This is a genomic window from Natronomonas pharaonis DSM 2160, from assembly GCF_000026045.1.
GTDB classification, from domain to species: Archaea; Halobacteriota; Halobacteria; order Halobacteriales; family Haloarculaceae; genus Natronomonas; species Natronomonas pharaonis.
This window is the reverse complement of the sequence record NC_007426.1, coordinates 887,890-914,885: the sequence shown is the minus strand read 5'-3', so window position 1 is coordinate 914,885 and position 26,996 is coordinate 887,890. Positions and strand designations below refer to the sequence as shown.

The window sequence follows — 26,996 nt, the reverse complement described above, 5'->3', positions numbered from 1 at the left end:
CGATTAATCGAGGCCGGTCTGTGCCGCTTCCGGCTCGGCGGCGTCAGGGCTGCGGATGGGGACGGCTACACGAACCGACGTTCCGTCGTCATCAGTCGAGACGGTAACCGAGCCGCCGATAGAGACGACGAGCCACTTCACCAGCCACACGTCAAGGCCGCTGCTGTGGTGGAGTGGCTCTTCTGTGCCCTCTTCGGTAAAGACGAGTTCGGTGTCCGGGATGCCGGGGCCGTCATCTTCGATGACGAGGACCAACTCGTTCCCGTCCTGCTCCAGCGTAAGCCGGACAGTGGCTTCGGCCGGCGGTGCGTCGTTGTGGACGACGGCGTTTTCGACAAGCTCTTCGACGACCTGCCGCAGTTCGGCATCGATTTGCCGACAGCGGTCCATTCGAACCGCCACCTCGCAGGTTCCACCGAGTCGCTCGGCGGTTTCGCGAGCGGTCGTGGCCAATTCGGCGACCGGCAGACAGGTCCGGCCGCTCCGGTCGTTCGACAGCGCCTGCTCGATTCGTTGTGCCGTCGCTGACTGGTCGGCGAGCTTCGTCGTGTGTGCCCGAATCGTCTCGAGGGAGTCGTTCGCTGCTTCCAGTGTTGTATCGGCGTCTGCGGCGGCGTCAAGTTGGTCTTCGACCAGCGTCGCGTGGCCGTCGATGACGTTCAGATTCGTCCGGAGGTTATGACGAAGCACCCGATGCAGCACCGACAGCCGCTGTTCACGAAGCATCCGGTTTGTCACCTCAAACTGGATTGCCACGAAAGCACTCGGGGAGCCATCGTCATCCAAGATGGGCGAAATTGTCTGTTCGGCGATGTAGCGGTCGCCGTGTTTCGTCTTGTTCGTAATCCGCTCTTTGAACACCTCACCAGCGTTGATGGTATCCCACAGCTGGTCGTAGTAGTCGTCGTCCATGTCCCCGGACTGCAGCATCGACGGGGTTGAACCGATGGCTTCCCGTTTAGAGTAGCCGGTGAGGCGCTCGAACGCCGGGTTGACGTACTCGATGGTGCCGTCGGTGTCGGTGATGAACACGGCTGTGGCCGTGTGCGTGATCGCCTCCTTATATCGGAGCGCATCACGATGGGCTGTGATACGCCGCACCGCCTCGGGAACCAGCCGGCATATTTCCTCGATGAGTTGCGTCTCGGCGGCGTCGAAGCCATTGGAGTCGGTCGTGTAGACGCCGAGAACGACCGGCTGCTCGTCGGTCACAGCAACCGGAACGGCAAGGCAGTCGGTGACACCGCGCTCCGAGAGGCGGCGTGCCCACTCGGCGTCCGTTTTCGAGACGCCGACCCGGGTCGCCTGCCGGCGAGCAGCCGCGGTGAGAACTGGCTCCGTCGAACTGGCCTCGGCGTCCGCCCATCGGGGGTAGGCCGCCGCGTCGCCGGCGACGGCTCCGAATCCGTCGTCAAGCGAGTCGTCGGGAGCCGTCCAGCTTGATGAATCTAGCGAGCCATCGCTGCTGTCGTCGGCAACCGGGTAGAGCCAGACGAACTCGTAGGCGTCGATGGCGGCGAACTGGTCGGGGAGTTCGCGGACGAACTGCCACGGCTCGGCAGCGTCTATCAACGCCTCGTTGATGTCCCGGTGGATGCCCATCAGTTGCTCGAGGCGGGAAACCCTCGTCACGTCTTTCAGGGTGACCATCTCTGCGGCGATGGGCGAGTCTTCGGCAGTGAGGCGGTGTGTTTCGAACACCCGCTCGTCGCCGCCGACCGACCGAGTAATCCGCGTTGTCTCCCCCGTCTCCAGCGACGCCAGTTCCGTATCGAGCTCCGCGAGCGGGACGCGAGGGACGTACGAACGGCCGAGAATCTCCGCTGCACGCTCGTTGGCGTTGATAACCGTCTCCGACTCGTCGACAAGTAGCCCGCCGTCGGAGAGCCCATCGACAAGCGCCGAGTGGCTGGGCGAGCTGTGTCGGCGAAACTCCGCTCGGGCGTACAGCGAGACGCCGAGAGCGAACACGGCGACGCCGAGCGGCTCGTAGTTCGTCCGAATCAGTAGGTCAGAGTACGAGGACAGCCCGTACGGGACGATGGGAAGCGCAGTGGCGGCCACGAGCACGTATAGTGCTGCCGGCCGTGCGCTCCATTCGGCTGTTCCGCCCGCGCTGTTGCGGTTAAACGACTCGAACAGCCAGAGGAATCCGACGCCCGCGGCCGTGTAGGCAAAGCCCGTCACGAACCAGTGGAACGCGTGATAGCTGATTGCGATGTGAGCAAACGGGTCAGCGACGACCGAGGTGGCGAAATACAGCCCGTGAAGCGGATTACTGACCTTCACAGCTACGATGGCGAGATACACGAACGCCCCGGCGGCCTGTAGCGTGCGCTGTCGGTGGTACTCGCGGCCGGAGTAGGCGGACGCGAACGCGAGCCACGCGAACACCGTCGCGATTCCGAGCACGAGCGCCAGAATGTGCATTGCTCGGGCGACCGGGTGGGCTGTCGTGGCCAACTGGACCGCTGTCGCCAGCGACCAGAAGCCGTTGAGTGCGAGCAGTCCCACAAGCCCTCGGCGGACATCCGGATTCGTGAAGCTCCGGACAGTCGTCGCTGCGAGCAGACAGACGACGCCCGTGAGGGCAAAGACGGCGATGTATCCCTGCTGTATCATTATGGCGTCCATCCAACTACGGTCGGCAAGGCTTCGGTGGACTGCGTGTCTCTGATGCAGATGGTATGTATCGGCTGAAGTTTAATATACGCGTTCAGTATGCAGGGGTTCAATTCGTCCGCAGTGGCCGACGTTCTTGTGGACTCGCCCAATCAGGAAGAAGGGACATCTCTGTGAGACAAAACGCAGTCATGGTAACAAGCATCGATGTTGTCGTATGTCCGACGAATTAGGACAATAGTTCAGTAACCTGTACAAAGCAAAAGCGTTTTTATCCACCCGTTCGCAGCCGTCGTATGGAGGCTGTTAACACTACTGACGCGATAGTGTACGGGTTCAAGCACATTGCGACTGGGATACTCATTGTCCTCTCGGGAGTGTTCTTCGCGCTCGTCGGTGTCGGGTTGATGCTCGAGTCGCCGGTTGCCGGCATCGTGCTGGCACTTATCGGATTCAGTATCATCGCGGCTGGAACCGCCGGGCTCGGATACAAAGTCATTGCTGATGCGGTTGCAACTGGACAGCAGCGGGTGGCGGCCCACGGCTCGTCAACTCAGCAGCAGCGGACGGAAAAAGTCGCAAAGAAGGTGGACAACTGAGGTGGCAGTGCGTGGAATGTGGCAACTGTGGGACCGAAGTCAGCTCCGAGGATGACTTCTGTCCCTCGTGTGGAGCGCAGTTTTCCAGCAGCGCCACAGGGGATACGTCGTCGCGGGTCTCCGGTGAACCGGAAAGCCGGTTCGACATCGGGGAAAAGGGGTATCTCGGAATCGGCGGCATCAGCGGCGTCATCGCTTTCGGCTTCCTGCCGCCGCTCTTCGGTGTCGTCTCTATATTCTGTGGCGTACAGCTCTGGAGACACCACGATAAGAAGCTGGGCGGAGGCATCATCCTGTTCGGTGCTGTCGCGTTGATTGTCGGGATGTACGTCGGGGCACAGACGATGCAGTAGCAGCCGGCGTTTTTATAAGAATTCAGACACGTATCCTGACACGCTGAGGTTCACGCGTTCTTCGAACGGCCCAGCCGGCTAAAACGTACAAGCGCCAGCCCGATTGCAATGAGCGCGACGAGAACGCCGAAACCGGCGAGGTCCTCGACCGCCTCGTCGTCTTCGGTTTCGAGGCGGACCGCGTCGGGATTGTCCTCAAACTCATTGCAGCTACGTGTCTCGGATATCTCCTCCGTCTCACCGGGGGCAAGCTCCAGCGTTCGCGTCTCAAACAGCTCGTCTTCCCCATCATCGTAGACCAGATACAGCTTGATGTCCTGTTCGTGAGTTACTTCACCGGTGTTTCGGATGGTCGCATCGATGTTTGCAGTACCGCTGGGGCAGTCGCTGTCATCGACAGCGAATGACTCGATGACAAACGCCGACAACTCCGAGAGGTCGACGGAGTCGGTTTCGACGGTCGTCAGCGTGGCGCTGATATCATCACCGTGCCAGACGAGCCTGACCTCGTCTTCGATTGGCGTCGTCTCGATTCGGCTCCCCGCGGCGACTGTCTCGGGAACGTCTGTATTGACGCCGCCCTGAACTTCGAGCCGGTCGCCGTCGATGGTGTCGCCGCTTTCGTGGGTCAGCGTTAGCGTCGTCGACTCGGTTGCGGTATCGAAGGCGGCCGACGGGACCGCCTCGTCGGCGATACCATCGTCGCCGATACCAAAAACGAACACCGACGCTGTCGTCGCAAGGATGAGCGTGATGGCGACGAGGAAGGCAACGCCGGTGACCGGAACAGCACCGCGGCGCTCGGGGACCATTTGTTGAGACTATTAGCAGCAGATATAAATACCTGTCGCGGTGTCGAGCTGAGCGATACACCGACAGCGGCTACAGCTACCAGTATATCTCGTCAGCTCGGTGGTCGCGGTCGTAGGCCGCCAGCCCGTCACCGAACAGCCGCGAAAAGCCCGGCGTGTCGTCAAGCAATACGGCTGTGTAGTCGAGAAACGTCATCGGCAATACGAGCGTTCCCTCATCTCGCACAGCGCTCACGACACCGGTGTAGACGTGCTTGTGTCGGCGGTCGCTGACGTAGCAGGCTGCGACCGGGAGGGTCTGTTCGGCTGCCTCGACAGCGTGTAGCGCCTCGATGGCGCGGTAGGTGAGTTCCCAGCAGAAAATACGGGGGTCGTCGGCGAGCAACGACTCGAAATCGACAGCAGCTTCGAACCGGGAACGAAGGTCGACAGCACCGAACAGCACGTTGTCCTCGATAGCCCCGGCAAGGTACCGCGGGATGTCGTAATCGGTGTGTCGCTCGAAGGCGTCGGCCAATCCATCGACGAGCGCCCGTGGGTCGGCAGGGTCGGTCGCAGCGAACCGCTCGACGAGGTCCACATCGACAGTTTGGTCCCAGCGGCCGCGGATTGCCGTCACGGTTTCCGGCCGGGCTGTCGCCCCAGCGATACGGTCGAAGAATGCCGATGGGGTACTGGACTCGATTGTAAACTCACCGCGGTCCAGCGCCGCGAGGTCCTCCCAAAGTGCGAGCAGACGGTCGTTAGCGGCAATGTGTCTGTCGACGCTGGCGACGGCGTCGCGGTCGGCGTCAAACGGGAGCCGGTCGCCATCAGCGACCAGCGCTGCGTCGTCTGTCCGGATATGTCCCTCACCCAGTGTCTCATCGAAGGTAGGGTCGAGCCGCTCGGTGACAACCGGGTCGAGGTCCTGCTTGCGGAGGTTCGTCCCAGTAAACCGGCCGTATCCGAGTTGGGTGTTGTAGACCACGCCGCCGCCAGCGGCCGCCAACGCGCCACCACCGCCCGCTGCCAGCAGTCGGCGGCGAGTTATCGTCGGTGTTTCGGAGTCGCCGTGCTGTGTGGGTTCGTTATCAGCCATCTCAGTCGGCGGGGTCGGTATCAGTTCGGTCGACCGACGGGTGGTGAAGCTCGACATCGATGCCGACAATCGAGAGCAGTTCTTCGGCGATATCCAGCAGTTCCGGTACCCAGCGGGCGATGAACCACGCCAGCCCTGCCAACGCGACGACCGCAAGCAGCTGTGCGAGCACCCGGTCGGCGACGAAAAACGACACGCGGGCCGGGTCGGTCAGCCCGAAAAGCGCCATTATCGGACCTTCGAGCCACGAGTAGGCGAACCACTGGTAGCCGTTCGCCAAGGCGATGAAGACGTTGCGGCCGATGTTGAGCACCCAGATTATCGAAATCGAGAGGGCGATGCCAACCGCCTTCCGGCGCAGGGGCGCGTTGACGGCGGCGATGAGGCCGCCAAATATCGACATCGCGCCGATGCCGGTACACTCGAAGACGACCCGAGAGGCGCGGCCGGTTTCGGGGAACCAGAAGGTGTTCATCAGCGTCGACCCCTCATCGGGGTCCTGCATGTATTCCATGCCGTCGGCGAGCGACAGCGCGTCGATGACCGTTGCCGTCTGGAAGGCGACCGCCTCGATGAGGAGCCCGCGAGCAAGCTCCGAGGTCTCAAAGGGCAGGTAGATGACGGTCATAAACGCCACCGCACGCGAAAGCGTCAACAGCGAGTCCCGGCCCGCAAAGACGAGCCAGCCCACGTACAAACAGGCCGGCACGGCGATGAGGATCAACACCGTCTGGACGACGCTCCGATGGACGAAGGCGAAATGCTGGATGAGAACGAACCAAAACACCGCAAACAGCCACCACGCACCCGCCGTCAGTCGGCGGGCGGCGAGCAGGTTATCGCGGTAGTCGGCGGCGACGCCGGCGATGAAGGCGGCCATCACCACCCACGCGAGCACGTCCGTGTAGGGGATGACGTGCAGCTCCGCGATGGCCTCCAGCAGCGACATTATCGTCGATTACGCGAGGACAGCCATAGGTCTTGCCGTCGTGGGGAGACCGGCCAGCTTCTCCTATTGTTTGAGGTGGCGAGCGATGACCTTCTTTTGAATCTCCGAGGTCCCCTCGTAGATGGTCGTGATTTTGGCGTCCCGGTAGTAGCGTTCGACATCGAAGTCCTTGGTGTAGCCGTAGCCACCGTGGACCTGAACGGCTTCGTTGGCGACATCGACGGCAGTCTCGCTGGCGAAGTATTTCGCCATGCTCGCGGCCTTCGGGTCGACCCCAGTTTCGTTCTTCCGGGCGGCGTCGCGGGTTAGAAGACGAGCGGCTTGTATGTCCGTCTGCATATCGGCCAGTTTGTGAGCGATGGCCTGGTGTTCGATGAGCGGCTTGCCGAACTGCTCGCGGTCGTTGGCGTACTCGACGGCATCGTCAAGCGCGGCCTGTGCGAGCCCGACAGCCTGTGCAGCGATGGCGATGCGGCCACCAGTCAGGATAGAGAAGGCGGCTTGGAGCCCGTCGCCGACCTCCGTAAGGCGGTTCTCCGCGGGGATTCGGACATCGTCAAAGAGAAGCGTCGTCGTGTCGCTGGCGCGTAGGCCGAGTTTGTCTTCCTTCTTGCCGACCTCTAGCCCCTCAACATCCTTCGGGACAAGAAACTGTGTGACCGTATTGGGGTCGTCGCGGTCAGTCTTCGCAAAGAGAATGACGACACCGGAGCGTTCCCCGTTCGTAATCCACTGTTTTTTACCGTTGATAACGTACTCGTCGCCGTCTTTGACCGCTTCAGTAGACATTTCGGCGGGGTTCGACCCGGCGTCCGGCTCCGACAGCGCGAAGGCACCGACCGGTCGGCCGTCGACCATCTCCGAAAGCCAGCGGTCCTGCTGTTCCGCGGAGCCGAACTGCCGGATACACGATGTTGCGAGGCCGTGAACGGAAAGCGCCGTCGCGACTGCGAGATGGCCGCGAGCGAGCTCCTCGTTGACGATGCTGTAGGTGACTTCGTCGGCGTCGAAGCCACCGTACCGCTCAGGGACGGTGAGCCCCGTCAAGTCGAGTTCGGCGAGGGCATCCCAGATATCTTCAGGAAACGCCTGGGCTTTGTCGGCCGACTCAACGTTCTCGGATACGTCCTCGTCGACGAACTCCCGAACCGTCTCCTGAATCATCCGCTGTTCGTCTGTCAGCTCCATTACCGGCCGTTCGGCTCACGGGACCGTAAATACTGCCACCACACGGTGATTCCATCGAGAAAAAGAGTTTTACTAGTTGGGCGGGTGGAGTACCTATGGAGGAGACTGCCGATGACCGGGTCTACTACGTCATCAGTGACCTACATATCGGCGGTGACGAACAGCTAGAGGAGGTTCCGTTCCTCGATGAATTGCTCGCGTTTCTCGAACGGCTCAGAGCGACTGACGATGACATCGAACTCGTCATCAACGGCGACGCATTCGGTCTCTGGGAGTTCACCGGGCTCGACGGCGTCGAGAAGTTCGACCACCTTGTGGCGACGTACCCGAAGCTCTTCGAACAGCTTCGAGCGACCGGCGAGCAGGTACAGATTACGCTGCTGCCGGGGAACCACGACCACGAACTCGCCGCCTACGACGCCTACGTCGAGCGGTTCGCCGAGTACAACGTCGACCTCATACAGGGCCAGTCCATCGAACGCCGTGTCGGCGACCACGTGGTACATTTCGAACACGGCCACCAGCGGGATGCGAACAACCACATCGAAGACTGGGGCAACCCGTACGACAAGCCGCTGGGCTACCACTACAACACACAGGTCGTGAGTCGGGCCGGTCACCTCTCGGACCGTGGCCGCTACAACTGGCTCAAAGACGTCCAGGCAGTCACACCGACCGAGCGGGTGCCATCATGGGTGTTCTCGAAGTACTTCTATCGCGAAATGAACCCGCTGTTGCGGTATGCGTTGCTGCCGTTCCTGCTGATATTCAATATCGCTGCGCTTGTCGCCATCGCGGCAGGAATGGACCTCGCCGGTGTTATTTCACTGCCGGTCGAACAGACAGAGGCGTTCCTCACGGAACTCGGTCCCGCGGGAACGACCGCGTGGTTTCTGCTCGTCGGTAACGTCGTTATCGCGGGGCTGCTGGTACTTGTCGGGATTCCGCTGTATCTCATCAGGCGCGACATCACGAAGACGGTAGACCGATTCGGCGTCTTCGAGACGGACCTCACCGTCGACGCCGAAACACCGTATCAAGAGGCCGCCGAGGAGGTCTTCGATGCCAATCCGGACGCGTCGGTGTTCTGCTACGGGCACACGCACCGACCGATGGTACAGCACGTCGACGGCGGCGCACTCGTCAACACGGGCACGTGGTTGAAGCGGCTCCACCGGCGCGACGGCGTCATCGGCGTACTTCCACCCGTGTTCTACCCGTCGTATCAGCTGTGTGCGGTCCGGATGGAGGCCGACGGCGGCGACCTCGTGGTCGACTACGAGGAGATAGAGAAACCACTGGCCGCTTCGGACGAGTTGACGTTCACCGAGCGGGCGCTGACGCTCGGCCGGAAGCCGGAACCGGAGTTGCCCGACGGAGTCCGCATCGCGGGCGACAAGCGGCGTTCGGACTGACGCCGTGGTTAGGCTGCCAAAACAATTATTTTTGTACCCATCTAACTTAGGATAGGGACCGGCTACCTACACCGTAGCTATTTACATATCATGTCCGTTAAATAACGAGGGGTTGTACGATGAAACGAAGTTCATCATGCGTGGGACGTTCTTCGGGACGGACCTCGACATCGTGTTCACCGTCGAACCGGACCGAATCGTGGTCGTGACACAGATGTCACAGCACGCCAACAGCCTCCGTGGACACTTCTACGAGCAGGTCGGGACGACCGCAGCAGACGCAGTAGCCGCAGTATCGAACTAGCTAGTACCCCAGCCGCCACACTCCGCGCAGCGTGAGCGCGACGACCGGAAAAAGGAAAAACAGGTAGAACAGCCCACCGGGCGGCACGGACGGCAGAAAAGCCATTGCAGCAGCGGCAACAACCACGAGCACTGCTCCGGCCACCACCGCTGCGCCGACCCGCCTGTCGAACGGCGTGAGGTCGGTGTCGCTAATCGGGAGTTCGAACGCCGCAACGAGCGTTTCGGGGTCGTCAACCGGACCGACAAGGCGCTCGGTTTCGCTGTCGCCCCAGCCGGTCGTGACGGTGACCGTTCGCGTTCCGTAATACCGGTCGGCAAAGCGGTCGCAGACGAGGTCAACACCGCGGAGCGTGTCGACGGGGGCTGCCCACTGCGGCGTCTCAAGCCGGGTATCGTAGGCAACGAGGTGGTCGCCACAGCGGCGATACTCCATCGCGTCGTGGCGGAGTATCTCTTCGAGAACGTCGCCGGCGACGATGACGCCGAAGAGTCCGATGATGATGCCCGTGACCGCGAGGGCAGCAAGCGGCGACGCGTCGCCGCCAAGGCCGAACGCACTGACGAGCACCCACAGGACGAACAGGTAGGGAACGTGGAACGGGGCCCGCTTCGTGAGCGCCGCGCTTGCGGCAGCGAGGGCTGCCGACCGGCGGCTCGTCGCAACGACCTCCGATGGGTCCGCATCGGGCACCGACGGCGGCTCCGGCGCTGCCGCAGACGCTTCGGCGTCCGGCTCGGGGCCGGAAAGCCAGCCGGTAAGCCGGCCGCCACCGCCGCGTTCGGCGCGGAACCCGGACCAATCGACGAGCAGCTTGACAAAGACGAACGCGCCCAGCACGAACGTGCCAGCGGTCGGTTGGGTCTGCGGCAGCACAATCAGGAGGAACATCAGCAAAAACGCCTGTCTGGCGGGGGTTTCAACGACTGCATACGGCGAAACGTCTTCATAGCGGCGCTGGCCGAAGTACTCCCGCCACAGCTCGACAACATGGCCGATGAGCAGTCCGCCCACGGCGACGAGGACTGTCGGGATATGAACGGCATCAGCAAGCGGGCCAAGCCCCGAGATGGCGACGCCGACGAAGATGGCGACCCAGACGGTGAACGCGATGACGTTGGATGCAAACGGGAGATTCCGCGGATACACCGGCGGGAGCCGCTCGTGAATGGTCACGCTGCCGTGTTTGTCGACGAGGTCGCTCTCTGTGACACTGATGACGCCGCTTTCGCGGTCTTCTTTCGGGGGCTGTTGAGCAAAGAGCGCTTTCAGACCGGCAAGCGGGAAGACGACCAAGACTTCGACGACGTATATTATGACCAGTGTTTCCGCGCTCCAGTCGAGCCAAACGACTCCCACGAGCGGCAGCAGGTTCGCCAAGAACATCGGGGCGAAGGTGAGGGGGCGCGTCGTCCCACGTGGCGGGCCAGGGGAGGGCATTCGTTGTTCGTGGTCGGCCGCGGAGGATATTAGTCAGTACGGATGCTCGACAGTGGATTCAGTGTGTGTCTCACCCGCAGCGGTGCGTCGTTTGCCCGAGAGGGTTCTTCGAGAAGAATCGGTCCGATTGCCGTATCGAAAGCTCTCCCCCGAGAAATCGGGTAAATCGACCGCGTTCGACCGCGCCGACACGTTCATACGCTTCTGTCGCGACTGATAGAACACGATGATGCTTCCGACCCACGTCCTGAGCGGGATGGCGCTTGCGCTCCCCCTGCTAGTCGTGGCACCGGAGTTCGCCCCCGTCGGCCTCGTCGCCGGGTTCCTCGGCGGACTCGCCCCCGACCTGGACATGTATTTCGGCCACCGGAAGACCCTCCATTACCCGGTGTACTACTCCGTGCTGGCGGCCGTCGCGGTCCCCGTAACCCTTGCGGCCCCGTCGACGGTGACCATCGCCATGGCACTGTTTTTCCTCGGTGCAGCGCTCCACTGTGTCGCCGATGTCTTCGGCGGCGGCCTCGAACTCCGCCCGTGGGAAGGCACCTCCGAGCGGGCGGTTTATGACCACCTCCGCGGTGAGTGGATCGCTCCTCGCCGGACGGTAGGCTACGACGGCTCCCCGGCCGACCTGCTCCTGATGGGCGTGTTTGCGGTGCCGCTGCTGGCCGTTCTCGATGGTCCGCTGTGGCTCGTCGTTCTCGGGACCGCCCTTGTCGGCGCGGTCTACACGCTTACCCGCCGACACCTTGCGGCACTTGCCCCAATCGTCGTCCGGGCGCTCCCGTCGACCGTCCATCCGTACGTGCCGGCGCGGTATCGGAGCGAAGGTCGAGGACAGTAATTACTGTCAAGGCGTTTTCTACGCCAGCACTACGTCTCGTCGTCTGTCTGTGTTAGCTCCGTAATCCCTTCTTCGATGGTCTGTGCCTGTTCCAGCTGTGATTGGGCGGCTTCGGCGATGTCTTCGATTTCGGTCGCGACATCACGGGCCTGCGCTGCGGTCTGGTCGACCATCGCCGCGACCTCTTCGGTGCTTGCGGCCTGACCGTCGGTCGCTTCTGCGACCTCCTCGATACCGTCGGCAGTCTCGCGGGCGGCGGCAACGATGGCGTCGAGTTTCTCAAGGACCGATTCGACGTGGTCGACACCGTCGCCGACGCGCTCGCCGGTCCGTTCTAAGTTCGCCGCTGTCTCTTCGGTGTTCTCCTGAACGGCCGCAACGAGTGACTCGATTTCGGCGGCCTGCTGCTGTGACTCTTCAGCCAGCGACTTGACCTCGTCGGCGACGACGGCAAAGCCATCGCCGGCTTCATCGGCGCGGGCAGCCTCGATGGACGCGTTCAGTGCGAGAATGTTCGTCTGTTCGGCGATGTCGTCGATGATGTCGACGATGTCGCCGATTTCCTCGGCGGCGTCCCGAAGGTCGTCGATGTCATCAAGCATCTCCGCGCGGTCCGCATCAAGCTGTTCCATCAGCTCGCGTGCCTCCCCGGCCGCCTCCTGTCCGTCAGTCGCCAGCGAAACCGTCTCGTTGCTCGCCGTATGCACCTGGTCAGCGCTGGCGGCGACCTCCTCGATAGAGGCGCTGATGTTCGACACCTCGTCGGCGACACCTTGCACGTCGTCGCGCTGCCGGTCAGCCAGCGCCGCGATTTCGTCGCTGCCCTCGGCGACGGCTGCGGTCGCATCGCGGAGTTCAGCGATGGCGGCCTCTATCTGTGTCGCGGTCTCACGTCGGCGTTCAAGCTCGGCTTCCTGTTCCCGGAGGTCGGTGATGTCCTGGATGATTGTCGCACCGCCGACGAGCGCGCCGTGGTCGTCATACAGCGGCACGCTCGACAGGACGACGTGGCGCCGCTCGTCGTGGTGGGTGAGTAGCTCGATTTCGTTCTCCCGAATCGGGTCTTCGGTCTCCAAGACGACATCGAGCATCGTCTGTTTCGTGTCGTGGGTCTCGTCGGTCCGATAGATCTCCCACAGCTCCATCGAGTGTGCATCGTCCTTCGTGACACCCGTCAGCTCCTCCATCGCGTCGTTGAACAACAGTACCTCGCCCTCGTTGTCGAGAACGATAACCGGCTGAAGGAGTTCTTCGAGGGCGTTAATCCATATCTGCTCGCCGGACTGGAGGTAGGCGTCCATCGCGACCTGCAAATCGAGATTCGTGACCTTCAGGAACGACCTAAGCTGGTCGCGGGTGTCGGCGACAGCCGTGGCAGCGTCGCCGTCGACCTCGTCTTCGAGGCGGTCGAACAGCTCTTCGACCACCATATCGTGGTACTGGCCGTACATGCCGATGTAATGCTTCGGTGGCATGTCCAGCCGCTCGTGTAGCTTGCCGATAATCGCCCGCTGCCGGAAGTACTCTCGTCCGTAGCCGGGAGCGCCACCGGGGATGTAGGGATGGTCACCGAGGCTCAGCAGGTACCGTTTCTGCGTCCACTCAAGTTCGTCGACAGAACGGTCCGACCGGTCCAGTATCGACCGCGTCTGTTCGTACTGGCCGAGGTGGTCATAGAAGTGGTCGGCGGCGTCGTCAGCCATCTCCTCGAAGACGGGCGTCAGCGACGACAGCCGCTCGGCGTCAGTCTCATCGAAGCCGACGAACTCCTTTCGCCAGTCGATTTCGTCGTCATCGAGACCAATCGCCGACAACAGCTGTGTCTCGTCAATCTCGCTTCGAAGGCCGATGTCTTCAAGCGCCGGTGCATCGCCCGCCTGCATCGCTCGTCCGCCGTCGGGTCGTTTCGTCGTCCGAGCGCCGCCCGTCGTCTCGGCGTCGCCAGCGCTGTCGGAGGACCCGCCGCCGGGTCGCAACCGTGCCAGCATCGCCCGTAGTCTGTCGAGGTATGTCATTGGTGGTCGTTCGCGGGAGCGATAATATGGCAGAAACCTCCGCAACGGCCGAACTTATATCTGGTGATAAAATGTGAACTTCGTTTAACGTTCGTTTAAAGAACGCAGGTATGGAGGGGCAACTTGGTGGCTAACTGCCGGATGCGTTGGCCCTCGAGTTCGATACCCGCCGATCGTCCGTCAGAAAGACACGCTACTGCTCGCGGTCGAAGGCGTCGACGACGGCCTCCATGGCCGCCTCGTCGTCACCTTGCAGCCGAAAGCGGCCGTCCCAGTCGCCGGCCGCCATCGCTTGGGCGAGCGACGGCGCAAGGTCGTATTCGGCTGTCTCGCCGTCGGGAAAGACGATACCGAGGTCGTAGTCGCCAGGGGATTCAAGCGCTCCGATGGCAGCCAATTGGTCGACGAAGGCATCCGCCGCTGCCGCCTCAAAAAGGACGCTGACGTAGTGTGTCTGCTGTGTCTCGTCGATGGCTGGGACCCCAAGTTCCGCGACATCGCCGTACGTCGCAAGCAGGCGTTCGGTCTCTCCGTCGGGGGTGCCGGTTGGAGAACCTTCAGCAGCGACGGTAACAAGCGGCGAATCGGCATCAACTGGAGCGGCATCGGCGACGGAGACTGGTGCTGGAGAATCGTACTCGGGTGTCGGGGGCGTTTCGGCCGGCTCTGGTTCGGGGCTGGAGCCGTCCGACAGGCTGTCGAGACAGCCGGCGAGCCCAGCGCTTGCAAGGCCGCCGGCTGCGAGAAGTTGTCTGCGGGAGACCATACGGGTGCTGGCGTCCGAAACGACATAACGACTGTGCTCGCGTCGGCCCAAAGGCACTTGTTCGGACCGCCTGACCCGCTGGAGATGACTGCCCGCCCGACTGATGCCGTGTTCTTTTTCCGGCAGGTGACCGACGCCGACGACATCGAAAACCCGTAGCAGCGGGCGGGAGGGACAGTCCAGCGCTCGGGGGAGTCACTCCGGGCGATAGAATTATAACGATTAGTTAGAATTTGACCTCCTCCCACGGCTGAAGCCGTGGGATTCCCCGATGGGGATATTAGGGTTGCGCGTTTCCTCGGCGGCTCAAATACGCTTTCGCGTGGCCAGCGTCAACGGTCGCCGCCCAGTTATGACCAAGGGCGTGCTTTCCAGCGCGTATAGCTCGGTCAAACGAGCCTTCCCACCTGCACGTGGCAGGCGACCACGATGTGGTCGGCAGGTTGTTCATCCTGCTGGGCCGCACGGTTCGCGTCACCCGAAGTGTTACGCCGTGCATGGGTCACCCTCCCGTTGACTGATGTTTTCAGCTGCGTTCAAATCCGCGTGCCGCACATACCCACAGTGCGGGCACTCGAACTTGCTCCCGTCACGACCCACGAGTTCATCGCACTGACTGCACTCCTGACTCGTATTCTCGGGGTCTACTTTCTCGACGCAAACGCCTTCTTTCTCGGCTTTGTACGTGATGAACTGTTGGAGTTCGTAGAACGGCCACGAGTGGACGCCATTCCACTCGCTACCGTCACGGATGTTTTCGAGGTCTTCGAGTTTGATAACGGGATTCTCGAACTGACTGGCATATTCGACGAGTCGTTTGGAGAGGGTGTGGTTCATGTCTTGGATGCGACGATACTCCTTGTTACCCACGCGAGTTCGGGCGCGATGCGCCCCAGTTTCCTGTAGAGAGTCACGCAGGGAACGGTAGTACCGCCGCACAAACTTGTGTTCCTTGCCACTCACAAGGAACGACTCAGCACTCGCATTGTCTGGCGTGGCCGCGAGAATGTAGTTGTGACCAACGTCAACACCAATGGGTGTTTCCTCGCCATCCTGTTGCTCGTCGTATTCGACTGTGAACGAGCAATGCCAGTCGCCGCCTTCTCGCCACACGCTGAGTTTTGTCTTCTCAGCGTCACCATCGAGCAGAGCTTGGACGGGTTCTTCAATACTTTCGTGGACGTGGATTGGCGTGTACCACCAATCACTGATACACGGGAATCCGATGACGACAGAATCGTTCTCAGTCGTGTGGATTTCCCAGTTCTGGTTGTTGACCTCGATGGGCTGTTCGCCCGTGTACTCGATAGATTCGTCGGCGTAGTCGCTTTTCGCGTTTCGGATGGCTTGGTTTTGGAGTGCTGAGTAGAGTGGGTTGTCGATGTCGCCAGTCGTCACGGACGAGGCGAGCGAGTCGTCCTCCCAGCCGTCCACGAGCCATTGTTTGCACTCGCGGAGGATGTGGGTGGCTCGTTGCCACTCTTGGCGGCGCGAGCGGCTGGGATTGCGGAACGTGGTTTCCACACTCACCTCGACCATTACACGTGTAACGTACTGTTGCAGATTTGTAAAAGTTGATGGTTCAGCACGCTGGAATATCCAGCCGAGCGCCCGAGCGTGGAACGTTTCCCTGTTGTCGGCTTCATCCCACGGCTGAAGCCGTGGGCTTTCGCCTCGCAACACTGTAATGATAGACGATATCAACCAGCCTGCCGCTCCGCCAGCCGGTACGGGGGCCACGACAGCGCACGCCCGGCGCTGTCTATTCCGCTACCAGAGACACCATGACAGGAATCCGCCGCCGGACGATGCTAACGTTGCTCGGGACAAGTCCGCTTGGTAGTCTCGCCGCCGACAACAGCGACGAGGACGGCGGCCGTACCCGATTTACCGTCCTGCATACGAACGACGAACACTCCCATCTGATTCCGTTTCCGGTCGTCAACGACCACCCGGAGCGGGGGGGCACTGCAAGGGGCGGGTTCGCCCGCCTCGCTGGAGCGGTGAGGCAGGTCCGGAACGAAAAACAGGCCGCCGGTGACGACGTGGTCCTCCTTTCGGCCGGCGACCTGATATCCGGCCCCCCGTTCGGCTGGCTCCCGCTCGAAGGTGTGGCCGCCGAACTGGAACTGATGCAGTATGTCGGCTACGATGCGGCCGTCGTCGGCAACCACGAGTTCGACTACGGGCCAGGGGCCCTCGCCGAATACTACGCCGCCGGCGGCTACCCCGATGCACACGAACGGATGCCCGTTCTCGGGACGAATATCACCCCGCCGTCGGGACACGGACTGGACGATATCGGTCTCTTGCCGACGACCACGATGGAGCTACGGGACGGGACGACTGTCGGCGTCTTCGGGCTGCTCGGTGAGAGCGCTATCGACGTGATACTGAAGACGGACCCGATAGCCTTCGCTGACCAGCACGAGACGGCGCGTGAAACGGTCACTGAGCTCCAAGCGGGTGGCGCGGATATCGTCGTCGCGCTCACTCACGCCGGCGTCGAGGAGGACCGCGAGCTTGCACAGGCAATCGACGGTATCGACCTCATCGTCGGCGGTCACTCCCATACTGCCCTCACCCAGCCGCTCAACGAGGACGGCACCATCATTGCACAGGCGGGGGCACATCTCGAGTATCTCGGGCAGCTGGAACTGGCCTACGACCGCGCCAGCGACTCCATCGAACTCCTGAACGACCGCGACGGGACGGCGTTCCTGCGCCCACTCGATGCCACCGTGCCGGAGGCACCGGATGTACGGGAGATGGTCGCCGAATACGAAAGCCGACTCCACAGCCACGTCGAAGCAACCACCCACGGTGAGTTCTCTCGGTTCGACGAGTTTCTGATGCGTTCCGATGTCTCGCTGTCGAGGGGGCCGCCCCGAACGGAGACGGCGCTCGGAAACTTCATCACGGACGCCATTCGACTGGAGACGGGACGCCACCTCGGCGAACGCGTCGACTTCGCCTTCTACCCGGACGGGCTGATCCGCGAACAACTCGCACCCGGAGCGGTCGAATGGGCCGACGGTGAGGTACTGTTCTACGACCTTGTGACGACGAGCGGCATCGGCGTCGGCAACGACGGCCGGCCCGGCTATCCTGTCGTCTCCTTTTGGGTGACTGAAGACGAGATACGTCGGGCGATGGAGGTCAGCATCCTGCTGTCGGGGGTCATGGGACCGGCATACTTCATGCAGGTTTCCGGCGGGCGGTTCGAATACGACCCCGACCGCGCAACGTGGGGGACAGTCCCGGTCGTCGACACGCCGCTGCCAGCCTACCGCGCACTCTTGGGAGCCGAGCGGTACGTCGGCGACGGCATACAGGACGATGCACAGTACGAGCCGCTCGACGGTGGCGACCGTCTCTACCGGGTCGCGACCGACTACTACCTCGGGTCGCAGATTCCAGTCGTCGGCGAGATCGTCTCGCGGCTGGAAGTGACGCCGAAAAACGAAACCGGCGACCCGATAGCTCTTGCGGACGCCATCGTCGAGCGGGCAGACGGTCGAGAGCTGAAAGTCTGGGAAACGGTCGCCCGCTACGCCGAAAACCAGCCACAGGATGCAGACGGCACGCCCCGACTCGCACAGCAGTATCACGACCGGGACGGTCGCCTGCTTGAGACATCGGGCCGGCCGCTCGCTCTGAAGCCGCTTGCGGGAGCAGCGGCGGTCGGTGCGGCCGGGTATGGTGTCCACCGGTGGCGGCAGGGACGCTCCGACGAGTAGCGAGCGAGCCCCCCTCGTGAACGACGTGTGCAATCGGTCGGGGGGCCACGCCTGCTGCTAGAGGCACACCAGAGCACATTACTCCGGCGGGGGGGTACCGGCAGACAGCGGGGGAGTACTGCAAGCGACCCCCGCATCAGGTCATGGATTCCAGCCCACAGGGCCGGCGGGCAGCCTGTCCTGTCGGGCTCTTCTCAGTACGGTTCGTCAGACGGCGACAGCGGTGTCGTCCTCAAAGACGACGACGATTGTCGGCTCGTCGTGGGATACGTCACAGCTTTCGGCCCGTTCGACCGCGTACGTCCGCTCGCCGGGGTCGTCAGCGACCACCGGCACGCTCCCGGTTAGCGTGTGGGTACGCTCCGCGCCGCCGTCGAGCCGGTCCGGAGTACCGAAGGAGCGAGGCTCATACCGGACAGGGAAGGTCTCATCGCCGAATTCAGCGACGCCGCTGAGACAGCCACGAGCCGACGGAAGGTCGACAGGGCGAGTAAACGGCGAAGGGTTCGTAGCGGTGACCGTCCAGAGGTCGGCAGTGACGCGCGGCCGGTCGCGCTCGACATGTTCGTCGGTCACCGAGATGGTTGTCTCGTCTTGCATCTCGACCGTGTACTCGACATCGCCGGTAGCGAGGTCAGCGCCAATAAAGACGACGCCGACGGCGACGAGCACAACGGCGACGTAGGCGGCCGTCCGCCGGTCGATGTCGAGCGATTGCTGGCGGACACCGTAGCCGAGGCCGACGAACAGCCCGGCAGAGGCCGCAAGCAGCAGGAATATCCCCGTCTCGCCGAGCCCGTACCGGGCCGTGACGTAGCCGAGGAAGACGGCATACGAGAGCCCGGAAATCGCGTAGGCAACGACATCGAGGGCGTCGCGGTCTATCGCGAGGCCGGCAACGAGGAAGGCGACGAAGGCGACAAAAAGCAACAGTGCCGTCACCGTAATCGAGAGGCCGAACACGACATCGCTGACAAAATACAGGAGGGCAGCGAACGCGAACAGTACGCCGAGGACATACAACAGCTTACCGCCGTCGATGTTGAAGTTCATGTGGAGGGACAGGCGTGCTACAGCCACTCCGTTCATCAATCTTTTCACAAATTTTAGGAACAGGGGTGGATATCTCCCTCCCCTCGATTCGCCACCGCCACTGAATCCCGAACAAGGGTTAATGATATACGGTAGCACAGTGAACCCGGCGCTATGAGTTCGGAGCTTCCGGCCGACGTGGCCCCGGAATTTTTCGCTACGATGGTGGAGTCCGTCGGCGTGGGCGTCGGCATCTACGGAGCCGATGGCCGGTACGTCTACGTTAACGAGGCGTACGCGTCGCTTTTCGGCGCGTCAACTGCGGAGCTAATCGACACCCCACTCTGGGACGTCGTCGATGATATCGAGGCAGACCGCTTCGAGAGCTACTGGAACTCCTTTGAGGAGGGTGAAACCCGGACGGCCGAATCGGTTCACAGCTACGGCGGCGAGGGCGTCCCCGTTGGAACAGTGACGACTCGACGAACGATAGACGGCACGGCGTATCATTTCGGGACCATCAAAGACATTTCCGAGCGAAAAGCCAGAGAAAAAGAGCTCCGACGACAAAACGAACGGCTCGAAAACTTCGCGAGCATCGTCTCCCACGACCTCCGGAACCCGCTGAACGTCGCGCAAGGCTACATCGACCTCCTACGCGAGGATGTCGACCGCGACGAACTCCGGCTCGTCGACAACGCCCTCGACCGGATGGACGTGCTGATACGCGAGCTACTCGAACTCGCACAGGGTGGCGACCAAGTCGGGGAGGCCGAGCCGGTCGCGCTGTGTGCGGCCGCCGAAGACGCATGGGAGACCGTCTCGACGCCGAGGGCGACGCTCCACCCGCCGTCATCGACTGTCACGGTGCTTGCCGACCAGACGCGTCTGCAGCAGCTGTTCGAGAACCTCTTCCGGAACGCCGTCGAGCACGGCGGTCAAGATGTCGTAGTTACTGTCGGCGTGACCGACGAGGGGTTCTACGTCGCCGACGATGGTGTCGGCATTCCCGCCGACCGCCGCGAGCAGGTCTTCGAGACCGGCTACACGACCAGCGAGCAGGGGACCGGCTTCGGGCTAGGTATCGTCCAGCAAATCGCGTCCGGCCACGGCTGGGAAGTACGCCTCTCGGAGAGCGTCGACGGCGGCGCTCGGTTCGACGTTGTCGGCGTTTCATTCACCGACCGGTGAGCCGCCGTCAGAGGGAGACAGTCGCTTCGCCGTCGGCGTCATTAAACCCCGACAGCGAAAGGGTCGCCTCCCGACTGTCGACCGATTCGATATCGATTCGAGCGCTGAAGGAAGTATCTAGGCCCGCGACGAGACTGGACGTTTCGGTGCCGATGTCGGCACTGGTATCTACGACGCAGACGCCGATTGCGTCGTTACGGCGGAGCGATGACAGGAAATTGGTGTTGAGAAATCGGTAGACGGACCGCATATCGTCGACCTCGGTACAGATACCGGTACAGAGGAAAACGCCGGTGCGGAACCGGTCGGTCTCCTGCTGAATTTCGGCGGTGAGGTTCGACAGTGACATGCCGATAGTGGTCACATCACTGAGGTCGTCGATACCGACATCATCACCGCTGACCGACACATCGGTCGTGAGAACGGTGCTGGCGTCGCCGGCTCCGGAGACGACGCTATCCAACGAGCGACGCAGCGACCGGGCGTCGCCCTCAGTATCAAGGACGAGTCCGGCCTCCTCATTTCGGGGAGCGACGACGCGGGCAAACAGCGTCCGGAGCGCTTCGGTGTCGTCGCCAGTTATCAGTACCGAAGTGCCGTTGTCAAGCTCGGCGACCGGCAGTCCCGAGACCGAAAACGCCTGTTCAAGACTGCTCATTGGTCTACCTCCGTGGCTGCGGACTCGCTGTCGAGTTCGTGGAGCCGCCGTCGAAGCTCCAGAATCTCCATTGCCGTCTCGGCGTACTGCTGGAGTGTCTCGCGTTCGCCGGCGTCGTAGCTCCGCGGCTCGTGGTCGAGCACACAGACCTGTCCGATGACGCTACCGTCCGGGGCGGTCATATTCGCGCCGGCATAGGAGACGATTCCAAGGTCGTGGAGCTGCTCGTTCTCGCTGAAGCGCTTGTCCTCGTCGATGTCTTCGACGACCATCACGTCTTCCTGCAGCATGCTATGGGTACAGATTGTATCCTCGCGGGTCAGCGAATCCCAGTCGGCACCGGTACACGCAAGGAAGTTCTCCTCTTCGCGCTCGATGAGCCCGATGAACGAGACAGCGACGTCGAAGCGGTCGGCGATGAGGTCCGTCAGACGGTCGAAGCTATCTTCGATGGGTAAGGCGTCGACATCGTACGCTGCGAGTGTCTCAAGTCGTTCGCCCTCGTTTTTGGGGGCGAGGAACCCAACCTGTGCGCTGTGGGAAATAACATCGTCAACGACGAAGGAAAGACGCTCGTCGGCATCCGGAAGGTCACGGTTGAGATACTCGACAATCGTCTCTTCGAAGGCCGCAGTATCGATTTCTCCGGGAGAAGCGTCGGTAAAGAGCACGCATGGAGTCTGTGGTGCATGTTCTCTGATTGCACCGACGATGTCGAGTCCCGTCCCATCAGAGAGGTCGTAGGCAGTAACCACACAGACAACGGGGTCGTCGATGAGTACTTCCGTGGCATCCGAAACAGATGTCGCCGAAACCGCGTTGAGGTCGTCGCCAGCAGCAACGGCATCGGTAACGGTCGAGACACGGTCGGGTGTATCGACGCAGAGAACGGTCTGAGCCATAGCCAACTAGCCGCCTTCCAACCGCATAATCATTGAGGGTGTTTCGGATGGTCGAGCCCAAGCCGCTCGGCAGGTGTAGAACGGCACGTTTTATATTAATTACCCCGAGTTGTGAACTTATGACATGCCCTGACGGACCGACAACGGGACGGCCGCCGACGCGAGCGCCGCGCGGGATGGTTACGACGCCACACGCCGCCGCGAGCTCGGCTGGGTTGGACGTGCTTCGTGCGGGCGGCAGCGCGGTTGACGCCGCCATCGCTGCCAACGCGACGCTGTGTGTCGTCTATCCACACATGGCCGGGGTCGGCGGCGACGGCTTCTGGCTCGTCAAACAGCCCGATGGCGACGTTCGGGGCCTCAATGCCAGCGGCCCGGCCGCCGCTGGCGCGACGCGGGAGCACTACCGAGAACGGGGGCTGGACGATATTCCGGAGCGTGGGCCGCTGGCAGCACTGACGGTCCCCGGAGCCGTTGACGGCTGGCGGCGAGCCCACGAGGAATACGGCCGACTCCCGTGGGCAGCCCTCTTCGATGACGCGATACGACACGCCCGCGAGGGCACCGCCGTTTCGCGGTCGCTGGCCGACTGGCTCGTCGAAGACGTACCGGAGTTGACGGCCCATCCCTCGTCTGGCGATGTCTTTCTGGACAACGGTCAGCCGCGACGGGAGGGCGAGCTGTTCGCCCAGCCAGCGCTCGCGGACTCGCTCGAACGCATCGCCGAGGCCGGCGCGCGGGCGTTCTACGAGGGCGACATCGCAGAGCGCATCGTCGCCGATATCGGCGACCGCGGGTCGCCGCTTTCGACCGACGACTTCGCCGCGTTCACCGCCGAGTGGGTCGAGCCGCTCTCGACAACCTACCGTGGCTACACGGCCTACGAGTTCCCGCCGAACACGCAGGGGCTCGCGGCCATCGAGCTATTGAATCTGCTCGACGGGTTCGATGTCGCCGCGTGGGGAGACGGGACCGCCGACTACTACCACCACCTTGCCGAGGCGGTGAAGGTCGCTTTCGCGGACCGCGATGCGTGGCTTACCGACCCCGATTTCGTCGACATTCCAACGGAGACGCTGGCATCGGCGGCGTACGCTGACGACCGCCGCCAGTACATCGACGCTGGGCACGCCCAGCCGGCAGCCGATGTCGAGCCGGGAATCGACTTCGACGGCGATAGCCGACAGGTCGACGCCAGCGGTGACACCGTCGCATTCTCCGTCGTCGACGAAGACGGGCTGGCCGTCTCGGCGATACAGTCGATATACCACGACTTCGGTAGCGCCGTCGTTGGCGGCGACACGGGGGTTCTCATGCAGAACCGCGGCGCGTCGTTCTCGCTGGCAGACGGCCATCCCAACCGACTCGAACCCGGGAAGCGGCCGTTCCATACGCTGATTCCGGGGCTGTTGTGCGAAGACGGCGAGGCCCGCGCCGTCTACGGGACGATGGGCGGTGAGGGACAGCCACAGACCCACGCCGCGCTCGTGACGCGGCTCGTCGATTTCGGCTACGATGTCCAGCAGGCAATCGAGGCTCCGCGGTGGCTGCTGGGTCGGACGTGGGGAGCTGAGTCCCACGAACTATCACTTGAGGGTCGGGTCTCGGACGGTGTCGTCCGGGAGCTGCGACGGCGTGGACAGCCGGCGAGGAAAGCCGCAGATTGGAGCGAGCGCATGGGCCACGCACAGGCGATTTGGATCGACGGCGAGACCGGCTGGCTCGAAGGCGGTGCTGACCCCCGGGGCGATGGGGCGGCATTAGGATACTGAGAGAGATTCGGCCGCAAATACAGCTCCGGCGGCATTTCGGCCGTTTCACAGACGGTACAGTCCGTTTGGCGCCCGCAAAATCCGGGTGGGGGTTTATTCTCCCGGTCGACAAACGGCGAGATACCGAGCAATGGCCCTCCCAGCGTGGATAGAAGACCGAACCGAGTTCGACCTCAACAAGAAGTTAACACAGCGGCACGTCGTCGAGACGATGCTCGAAGCCGAGCGGCCGTTCTTTTCGGCGGAGCAAATCCGTGCTCGCGTCCAGCCGGAGGTGAGCAAGGAGACGGTCCGCAACCGGCTCGACGAGCTCCACGAAATCGACGTGGTCGCCGCCGAAACCTATCCTGAGTCGATTACCCTATACTATATTAACCATCCCGAATCGGAATGGCCGCTCTCCCCCGAAGGCGCGGAGGCGCTGTCACACTCGACACCGCTTGAGACGCTTTCGCTGGCCGACTTCGTCCGGCTTCGCAACCCGGCTGGTATCCGGACGCTCGTCCTCGCCGGGTTCCAGTTGAGCCTCGTGCTGTTTGTCGTCGGCGTCGTCGCCGCCGTCGCAATGGTCGACCCCGCAGTCCAGAGCGACAACGGCTTTTGGGCTGCCGCAGGGAACCTCTTTGTTCTCTGTCTTTTCTTGCTGCTCGCCGAGCGCATCGCCCGAAAAGTCAGAACCGACGGCGCGAGGAGCTTGCTCCCGACGCCAGAGCAGTTCGTCTCGAAATGAAACGGCGTCACAGCCACACTGACCACCACCGACCCTACCAATGTCGAACACCCACGATTCCCCGACCGACCCGCAGCCGAACAGTGCAGGCGGTTCGCAGCCGACCCCTCCGACCGACCCGGCTGAGCAGACGCCTCCCGGACCGGATATCCTCGCCGAGCGAACGCTCTCGGGCATCTTCGTCCACTTGCTTGGCCTCCTGACGTTTTTTATCGGTCCGCTCGTCGTGTATGCAGCCGCCGACCACGATTTCACCCGCGAGAACGCCCGGAACGCGGCGAACTGGCAACTGTTCTACCTAGCTGCCATCGTTGGCGTCTTCGGTATGCTCGGGGTCACGTTCGCCGCCGACGCCCTCCTGCCGGACCCGGTCGTGTTCGTCCTGTTGCTCGCTGTCTTTGTCGGGACCTTCGGAATCGGTATCGGCATCCTTCTCAACATAGGGTTCGTCCTCGTGGCCAGCGGCAAGGCCATCTTCGGACACGCATGGACATACCCAATCGCGCCGTCGTTTTTCGACCGACGGGAGGCGGTCGGCGGTGACAACATCCCGTGGTGGACACTGCTTTCGGTGTATGCGGTCGCTACGCCGCCGCTTTTCGCCACGCTGGCGTGGGAAGCCTTTGCTGACGGCCCTGACGCCGACCCGCTGTTCTGGGGCGTTTTCGCGTTACTTGCCGTCGTCTTCGTGCTGTCGTTTGTCACGTTCGCATTGCTGTACAAGGATATCGAGGCGGTTCGCGGGGCGGAGCATGGCTGGATGCCGGACCCACGGCTGTATCTCGGCGCGCCGGTTGCCAGCGGCATTGCGACATACCCGGTTGCCGCCGTCGCCGGGTCGATTAGCCCCGCAGGCGACGCCGTTTACGGATATATGGCCGTTCTCTGGGTCGCAGCAGTCGTCTATCTCGTCCGACGGGTGAGCCATGGGCGTTGACGAACTCGCATCGCCTCGGCTTGACCGCCCGGATGAGCCAGCCGTCGAGTCGGTGACGCTGGAGGACGGCGCGGTCATCGAGGCGCTGTCATCATCGACAGCCCGACAGATTGTCCGGTCGCTGCAGCCCGCACCGGCTGCTGCCTCCGCGATTGCCGAGGAGACCGAGACCTCAATCCAGACTGTCTCGTATCATCTCGACCAACTGCAGAAAGCCGGCCTCGTCGCGCCTGTTGGAACGACCTACTCCGAGAAAGGCACTGAAATGGAACTGTATGCAACGACGACGGAGTCGTTCCGGGTCGTTATCGGCTGATTCGGGGCGCTCATTGCTCGCGGTCGTCCCGCATCGCAGCGTCAACGATGCCGACAGTCTGGCCAGCCCCCACGAGCGCGATGCCGACAAGAACGAGCGGGCCGTCGCCACAGAGCGAGATGGTGTAGACGACCGCGCCAGCCACCGAGAGCCAGCCGGCACCGAAATAGACCGTCCGTGCGGCGGTGAACAAGTAACCAGTATACAGCAGTCCGGCGGCGGGAAGCAGCATCCAGCCGACGATGCTAACGGCACGCAACGGCTCCGACGGGAGCAGGAAGCCGGCGATTCCGGAAAGCGTCACTCCGAGGCCGACGACCAATACGGCGCGCCACGCCCGGAGTGCGCCGTCGTCCATCTCCGACCAGCCGGTGACGGCAAAGCCGGCGATGAACGCGGCCATCACGACGTGGGCCACGAGGAGTGCGTGGTCGCTAACCAGCCCGCGATGGGCGGCTGCGACGACAAGCCACGCGAGCGGCACGAGGACGGTCGGCCCGGCGTCACGGACGGTGCGAAGCACACCGCCGGCTACGGTCGGCAGCGACAAGAAGGTACGCGGCCGTCGGGCGAACTGCGGTCGCCGCGCTGTCCGAACGCGTTCGCTGTCCCCCACGACAGTTGCGCTGGGAGTGGCAGCCTCCGGCATCGACAGTCCAAAGCCGGCCGCGAGCGTATGACGGCGCGATGGTACGGTACCGACTGACGGACATCGAGACGGTCCGCGAGGAGGGTGTGTGGCTCTTTACTGGCCGGGTCGGTGGAGGCGAGGAACGTGAAATCATCGTCGTTCCCTGCGAGGACGACAGCGCCGACTCGGATGTCGAGGCATGGGAAAACCGTTGTACGCACGAAGACCAGCGGCTATACCGCGAGGATGTCGGCGCGGTTGTGCGAGACGGGAGCGTCGTCTGTCCGAAGCACGGCTCCGCCTTCGACAGCTGCTCGGGCGGCTGTGACAACGGTCCGGCGGCCGGCTCAACGCTGCCGTCTGTCGATGTCGCCGCTGAGGACGGACAGGTGTATCTCACCGACGACAACGTCAGCTACATCCATGCCGGGCCGAGCGACGACGATGATGACGACGAGCCGGGGTCGACCTCACACCTCCGGTTTTGAACCATTCGTCGTGGGCCGCTGGCTACCATTTTGCCGAGTACGTTCGGTAGCGTTGGCTCAAGCTGAGGTGGTACCACTACCCTGCGGCAGTCCCAGACGGTAATACAGCCGCGTCAGCTACCCACGAGTGAAGTCGTGGGCTTCCACCCGTAGTGGGGTTTCGGCCCGAGCGACCGTATCGTCGTAGGCTGACTGCAACCCGTCGGTTCCC

Annotated in this window: 25 protein-coding genes; 12 read left to right on the top strand and 13 right to left on the bottom strand. The window is 62.7% G+C overall.

Features of this window, described 5'->3' with window-relative positions:
* Window positions 1-3 precede the first annotated feature (3 nt).
* Window positions 4-2,622, bottom strand: coding sequence for a PAS domain S-box protein (locus NP_RS04675; RefSeq protein WP_158303753.1), 2,619 nt, complete (start codon window positions 2,620-2,622; stop codon window positions 4-6).
* Between the two features lie 296 nt (window positions 2,623-2,918).
* On the opposite strand from NP_RS04675, the gene NP_RS04670 reads away from it, so the two are divergent.
* Together NP_RS04670 and NP_RS04665 are read left to right on the top strand one after the other, a co-directional pair.
* Window positions 2,919-3,221, top strand: a complete 303-nt coding sequence (locus tag NP_RS04670; RefSeq protein WP_011322663.1) for a hypothetical protein — start codon at window positions 2,919-2,921, stop codon at window positions 3,219-3,221.
* 11 nt (window positions 3,222-3,232) lie between these two features.
* Entirely contained in the window at window positions 3,233-3,574 is a 342-nt protein-coding gene (locus NP_RS04665; RefSeq protein WP_011322662.1) for a zinc-ribbon domain-containing protein, read from the top strand.
* Window positions 3,575-3,624: 50 nt separating this feature from the next.
* Here NP_RS04665 and NP_RS04660 read toward each other — a convergent pair whose 3' ends face one another.
* The 4 genes from NP_RS04660 to NP_RS04645 all read right to left on the bottom strand — a co-directional run bounded on the left by NP_RS04660 (window position 3,625) and on the right by NP_RS04645 (window position 7,604).
* Complete coding sequence (locus tag NP_RS04660) at window positions 3,625-4,386, bottom strand: type IV pilin (RefSeq protein ID WP_011322661.1); 762 nt, start codon at window positions 4,384-4,386, stop codon at window positions 3,625-3,627.
* A gap of 76 nt (window positions 4,387-4,462) precedes the next feature.
* Window positions 4,463-5,467: a hypothetical protein gene (locus NP_RS04655; RefSeq protein ID WP_011322660.1), complete on the bottom strand. Its 1,005-nt coding sequence runs from the start codon at window positions 5,465-5,467 to the stop codon at window positions 4,463-4,465.
* A 1-nt stretch (window position 5,468) separates the two neighbouring features.
* Entirely contained in the window at window positions 5,469-6,416 is a 948-nt protein-coding gene (artA, locus tag NP_RS04650) for an archaeosortase A (RefSeq protein WP_011322659.1), read from the bottom strand.
* Window positions 6,417-6,479: 63 nt separating this feature from the next.
* A complete protein-coding gene (locus NP_RS04645) occupies window positions 6,480-7,604 on the bottom strand; it encodes an acyl-CoA dehydrogenase family protein (RefSeq protein WP_011322658.1) in 1,125 nt (374 codons plus the stop codon).
* Window positions 7,605-7,699: 95 nt separating this feature from the next.
* Here NP_RS04645 and NP_RS04640 point away from each other — a divergent pair, with 95 nt between their 5' ends.
* Window positions 7,700-9,019 (top strand): metallophosphoesterase, encoded by a 1,320-nt coding sequence (locus NP_RS04640; RefSeq protein WP_011322657.1) that lies wholly within the window; start codon window positions 7,700-7,702, stop codon window positions 9,017-9,019.
* A gap of 112 nt (window positions 9,020-9,131) precedes the next feature.
* Complete coding sequence (locus NP_RS04635) at window positions 9,132-9,323, top strand: hypothetical protein (protein WP_198408100.1); 192 nt, start codon at window positions 9,132-9,134, stop codon at window positions 9,321-9,323.
* On the opposite strand, the gene NP_RS04630 is transcribed toward NP_RS04635, so the two are convergent.
* Window positions 9,324-10,763, bottom strand: coding sequence for a DUF6498-containing protein (locus NP_RS04630; RefSeq protein WP_011322655.1), 1,440 nt, complete (start codon window positions 10,761-10,763; stop codon window positions 9,324-9,326). It lies immediately after the preceding gene.
* Between the two features lie 226 nt (window positions 10,764-10,989).
* Between NP_RS04630 and NP_RS04625 the strand changes: the two genes are divergently transcribed.
* Entirely contained in the window at window positions 10,990-11,607 is a 618-nt protein-coding gene (locus tag NP_RS04625) for a metal-dependent hydrolase (protein WP_011322654.1), read from the top strand.
* A 29-nt stretch (window positions 11,608-11,636) separates the two neighbouring features.
* Here the strand turns inward: NP_RS04625 and NP_RS14075 are convergent, their stop codons facing one another.
* The 3 genes from NP_RS14075 to NP_RS04610 form a co-directional block, all read right to left on the bottom strand.
* Window positions 11,637-13,622 (bottom strand): methyl-accepting chemotaxis protein, encoded by a 1,986-nt coding sequence (locus NP_RS14075; RefSeq protein ID WP_011322653.1) that lies wholly within the window; start codon window positions 13,620-13,622, stop codon window positions 11,637-11,639.
* 193 nt (window positions 13,623-13,815) lie between these two features.
* Entirely contained in the window at window positions 13,816-14,388 is a 573-nt protein-coding gene (locus NP_RS04615) for a preprotein translocase subunit SecD family protein (RefSeq protein ID WP_011322652.1), read from the bottom strand.
* A 486-nt stretch (window positions 14,389-14,874) separates the two neighbouring features.
* Window positions 14,875-15,927, bottom strand: coding sequence for an RNA-guided endonuclease TnpB family protein (locus tag NP_RS04610; protein ID WP_011322651.1), 1,053 nt, complete (start codon window positions 15,925-15,927; stop codon window positions 14,875-14,877).
* Between the two features lie 245 nt (window positions 15,928-16,172).
* On the opposite strand from NP_RS04610, the gene NP_RS04605 reads away from it, so the two are divergent.
* Window positions 16,173-18,128 (top strand): bifunctional metallophosphatase/5'-nucleotidase, encoded by a 1,956-nt coding sequence (locus NP_RS04605; RefSeq protein WP_011322650.1) that lies wholly within the window; start codon window positions 16,173-16,175, stop codon window positions 18,126-18,128.
* Window positions 18,129-18,335: 207 nt separating this feature from the next.
* Here the strand turns inward: NP_RS04605 and NP_RS04600 are convergent, their stop codons facing one another.
* On the bottom strand, window positions 18,336-19,181 hold the full coding sequence (locus NP_RS04600; protein WP_049939486.1) for a hypothetical protein: 846 nt from the start codon (window positions 19,179-19,181) through the stop codon (window positions 18,336-18,338).
* 153 nt (window positions 19,182-19,334) lie between these two features.
* On the opposite strand from NP_RS04600, the gene NP_RS04595 reads away from it, so the two are divergent.
* Complete coding sequence (locus NP_RS04595; protein WP_011322648.1) at window positions 19,335-20,351, top strand: two-component system sensor histidine kinase NtrB; 1,017 nt, start codon at window positions 19,335-19,337, stop codon at window positions 20,349-20,351.
* Between the two features lie 7 nt (window positions 20,352-20,358).
* On the opposite strand, the gene NP_RS04590 is transcribed toward NP_RS04595, so the two are convergent.
* Together NP_RS04590 and NP_RS04585 are read right to left on the bottom strand one after the other, a co-directional pair.
* Window positions 20,359-21,009, bottom strand: a complete 651-nt coding sequence (locus NP_RS04590) for a hypothetical protein (RefSeq protein WP_011322647.1) — start codon at window positions 21,007-21,009, stop codon at window positions 20,359-20,361.
* Window positions 21,006-21,911, bottom strand: coding sequence for a GAF domain-containing protein (locus NP_RS04585; protein ID WP_011322646.1), 906 nt, complete (start codon window positions 21,909-21,911; stop codon window positions 21,006-21,008). Before NP_RS04585 ends, NP_RS04590 begins: the two co-directional genes overlap by 4 nt.
* A gap of 119 nt (window positions 21,912-22,030) precedes the next feature.
* Between NP_RS04585 and ggt the strand changes: the two genes are divergently transcribed.
* The 4 genes from ggt (at window position 22,031) to NP_RS04565 (ending at window position 25,666) form a co-directional block, all read left to right on the top strand.
* Window positions 22,031-23,683, top strand: a complete 1,653-nt coding sequence (gene ggt, locus NP_RS04580; RefSeq protein WP_049939485.1) for a gamma-glutamyltransferase — start codon at window positions 22,031-22,033, stop codon at window positions 23,681-23,683.
* Window positions 23,684-23,813: 130 nt separating this feature from the next.
* Window positions 23,814-24,413, top strand: coding sequence for a helix-turn-helix domain-containing protein (locus NP_RS04575; protein ID WP_011322644.1), 600 nt, complete (start codon window positions 23,814-23,816; stop codon window positions 24,411-24,413).
* A 40-nt stretch (window positions 24,414-24,453) separates the two neighbouring features.
* Window positions 24,454-25,350, top strand: a complete 897-nt coding sequence (locus NP_RS04570) for a DUF4870 domain-containing protein (RefSeq protein ID WP_011322643.1) — start codon at window positions 24,454-24,456, stop codon at window positions 25,348-25,350.
* On the top strand, window positions 25,340-25,666 hold the full coding sequence (locus NP_RS04565) for an ArsR/SmtB family transcription factor (protein ID WP_011322642.1): 327 nt from the start codon (window positions 25,340-25,342) through the stop codon (window positions 25,664-25,666). The genes NP_RS04570 and NP_RS04565 overlap by 11 nt, the downstream gene beginning before the upstream one ends.
* 10 nt (window positions 25,667-25,676) lie before the next feature.
* Here the strand turns inward: NP_RS04565 and NP_RS04560 are convergent, their stop codons facing one another.
* Entirely contained in the window at window positions 25,677-26,189 is a 513-nt protein-coding gene (locus NP_RS04560) for a hypothetical protein (RefSeq protein ID WP_011322641.1), read from the bottom strand.
* Window positions 26,190-26,353: 164 nt separating this feature from the next.
* Here NP_RS04560 and NP_RS04555 point away from each other — a divergent pair, with 164 nt between their 5' ends.
* Entirely contained in the window at window positions 26,354-26,785 is a 432-nt protein-coding gene (locus tag NP_RS04555; protein ID WP_011322640.1) for a Rieske (2Fe-2S) protein, read from the top strand.
* The last annotated feature ends 211 nt before the right edge of the window (window positions 26,786-26,996 follow it).

What these genes read in the sequence shown, in the direction of transcription:
- NP_RS04675 (WP_158303753.1), bottom strand. Translation starts at nt 2,622, where the DNA reads ATGATACAGCAGGGATACATCGCCGTCTTTGCCCTCACGGGCGTCGTC.
- NP_RS04670 (WP_011322663.1), top strand. Translation starts at nt 2,919, where the DNA reads ATGGAGGCTGTTAACACTACTGACGCGATAGTGTACGGGTTCAAGCAC.
- NP_RS04660 (WP_011322661.1), bottom strand. Translation starts at nt 4,386, where the DNA reads ATGGTCCCCGAGCGCCGCGGTGCTGTTCCGGTCACCGGCGTTGCCTTC.
- NP_RS04655 (WP_011322660.1), bottom strand. Translation starts at nt 5,467, where the DNA reads ATGGCTGATAACGAACCCACACAGCACGGCGACTCCGAAACACCGACG.
- artA (WP_011322659.1), bottom strand. Translation starts at nt 6,416, where the DNA reads ATGTCGCTGCTGGAGGCCATCGCGGAGCTGCACGTCATCCCCTACACG.
- NP_RS04645 (WP_011322658.1), bottom strand. Translation starts at nt 7,604, where the DNA reads ATGGAGCTGACAGACGAACAGCGGATGATTCAGGAGACGGTTCGGGAG.
- NP_RS04640 (WP_011322657.1), top strand. Translation starts at nt 7,700, where the DNA reads ATGGAGGAGACTGCCGATGACCGGGTCTACTACGTCATCAGTGACCTA.
- NP_RS04630 (WP_011322655.1), bottom strand. Translation starts at nt 10,763, where the DNA reads ATGCCCTCCCCTGGCCCGCCACGTGGGACGACGCGCCCCCTCACCTTC.
- NP_RS04625 (WP_011322654.1), top strand. Translation starts at nt 10,990, where the DNA reads ATGATGCTTCCGACCCACGTCCTGAGCGGGATGGCGCTTGCGCTCCCC.
- NP_RS14075 (WP_011322653.1), bottom strand. Translation starts at nt 13,622, where the DNA reads ATGACATACCTCGACAGACTACGGGCGATGCTGGCACGGTTGCGACCC.
- NP_RS04615 (WP_011322652.1), bottom strand. Translation starts at nt 14,388, where the DNA reads ATGGTCTCCCGCAGACAACTTCTCGCAGCCGGCGGCCTTGCAAGCGCT.
- NP_RS04610 (WP_011322651.1), bottom strand. Translation starts at nt 15,927, where the DNA reads ATGGTCGAGGTGAGTGTGGAAACCACGTTCCGCAATCCCAGCCGCTCG.
- NP_RS04605 (WP_011322650.1), top strand. Translation starts at nt 16,173, where the DNA reads ATGACAGGAATCCGCCGCCGGACGATGCTAACGTTGCTCGGGACAAGT.
- NP_RS04600 (WP_049939486.1), bottom strand. Translation starts at nt 19,181, where the DNA reads ATGAACTTCAACATCGACGGCGGTAAGCTGTTGTATGTCCTCGGCGTA.
- NP_RS04595 (WP_011322648.1), top strand. Translation starts at nt 19,335, where the DNA reads ATGAGTTCGGAGCTTCCGGCCGACGTGGCCCCGGAATTTTTCGCTACG.
- NP_RS04590 (WP_011322647.1), bottom strand. Translation starts at nt 21,009, where the DNA reads ATGAGCAGTCTTGAACAGGCGTTTTCGGTCTCGGGACTGCCGGTCGCC.
- NP_RS04585 (WP_011322646.1), bottom strand. Translation starts at nt 21,911, where the DNA reads ATGGCTCAGACCGTTCTCTGCGTCGATACACCCGACCGTGTCTCGACC.
- ggt (WP_049939485.1), top strand. Translation starts at nt 22,031, where the DNA reads ATGACATGCCCTGACGGACCGACAACGGGACGGCCGCCGACGCGAGCG.
- NP_RS04575 (WP_011322644.1), top strand. Translation starts at nt 23,814, where the DNA reads ATGGCCCTCCCAGCGTGGATAGAAGACCGAACCGAGTTCGACCTCAAC.
- NP_RS04570 (WP_011322643.1), top strand. Translation starts at nt 24,454, where the DNA reads ATGTCGAACACCCACGATTCCCCGACCGACCCGCAGCCGAACAGTGCA.
- NP_RS04565 (WP_011322642.1), top strand. Translation starts at nt 25,340, where the DNA reads ATGGGCGTTGACGAACTCGCATCGCCTCGGCTTGACCGCCCGGATGAG.
- NP_RS04555 (WP_011322640.1), top strand. Translation starts at nt 26,354, where the DNA reads ATGGTACGGTACCGACTGACGGACATCGAGACGGTCCGCGAGGAGGGT.